Raw genomic sequence first — 1,214 nt, 5'->3', positions numbered from 1 at the left:
GTGCATCGCCACGAAGTCGTCCCGGGCCTCGTCGGTGAACCCGCCCACCGTGCTCGGCGTGGCATCGTCCACCGGTGCCGCCCAGCGGGCCAGCGCGGCGTGCCGCTCAGCCAACTCGGCCTTGCTCACCCCGGCGTACGCGGCCTCCCGCATGAGCGGCGTCGCGAACGAGTAGCCGGCACGCGAGCGGTGCAGCATCCGGCGTTGCAGCAACTCCTCGACCGCCCGGTCGAGTTCGACGGCGACCACCGCCGACGGCCGGCCGTCGCGACCGGCCCGCTGCTCGCGCATCGCCTCCAGCGCGCCGGTCGGCACCGTGTCACCGGTGACCGCCGCGTCGCGCAGCACCGACCGGGCGTCCGGCGGCAGCGCGTCGATCCGGGCCGCCAGCACGGCGGCGAGGTCGCGGGAGAGCAGCCGGCTGCCCAGCGAACCCGGCACCAACCGCCAACTGGCCGTCCCGCTCTGCTCCCGATCACCGGAACCGGACCGCTCCACGGCGACGCCGCGGACGGACGCGGCACCGGCACCGCGCACCGACTCGGTGGTGAGCGCACCCCGCTCGATCAGCAGGGTGACCAGTTCGGCCAGGTAGAACGGGTTGCCCTGGGCGGTGGCGAGCAACCGGTCGGCGTCGGCCTGGGGCAGCTTGCCGCCGCCGAGGTAACTCGTCAGCAGCCGGGCCGCGTCGGCGCCGCGCAGCGGCGGCAACGAGTGCACCTCGGCGTCCGCGACCCGGGTCAGCGCTCCGGCGGTACGCACCAGTTCGGGGCGGCCGAGCAGCAGCACCAGCACCGGGCCGGTGAGCCTGGACAGCGTCAACCCGAGGGCCCTGATCGTCTCTGCGGTGGCATCGTGCAGGTCGTCCACCACGATCACCAGCGGGGCCTCCGAGGCGAGCCCGCTGAGCAGGTCGGCGACCGCGTTCGGCACCACTTCGGCATCCGCGGCCGGGGTACCCGACCCGCCCCACTCGCCGCTGTCGGTGCCGCCGTGCGCCGGGAGTTCGGCATAGCCGAGCAGGGCGAGCAGCTGCTCGGTGGCGATCGGCGCGGTCTCCGCACCGGATCGGGCGAGCCGCTGCCCGAGCCGACGCAGCCGCTCCTCCACCGCCGGGCGGGTCAGTGCGGTGGACGCGTCGCTGGGCAGGCCGACAGCGGCCCGCACCAGGTCGGCGAGGGGCGCGAGCCGGCGCCGCTCGCCGAACGCGGCAC

1 pseudogene is annotated in these 1,214 nt (G+C 75.8%); it reads right to left on the bottom strand.

Going from position 1 to position 1,214, the window contains the following annotated elements:
* Window positions 1-1,214, bottom strand: a pseudogene (locus KBX53_RS33495) (adenylate/guanylate cyclase domain-containing protein); the annotation flags it as partial.

It is taken from the genome of Micromonospora sp. M51 (assembly GCF_018070305.1).
In the GTDB taxonomy this organism is placed as follows: Bacteria; Actinomycetota; Actinomycetes; order Mycobacteriales; family Micromonosporaceae; genus Micromonospora; species Micromonospora parva.
Note: the sequence above shows the minus strand (reverse complement) of the source record. Positions and strands in the feature narration are given on the sequence as shown.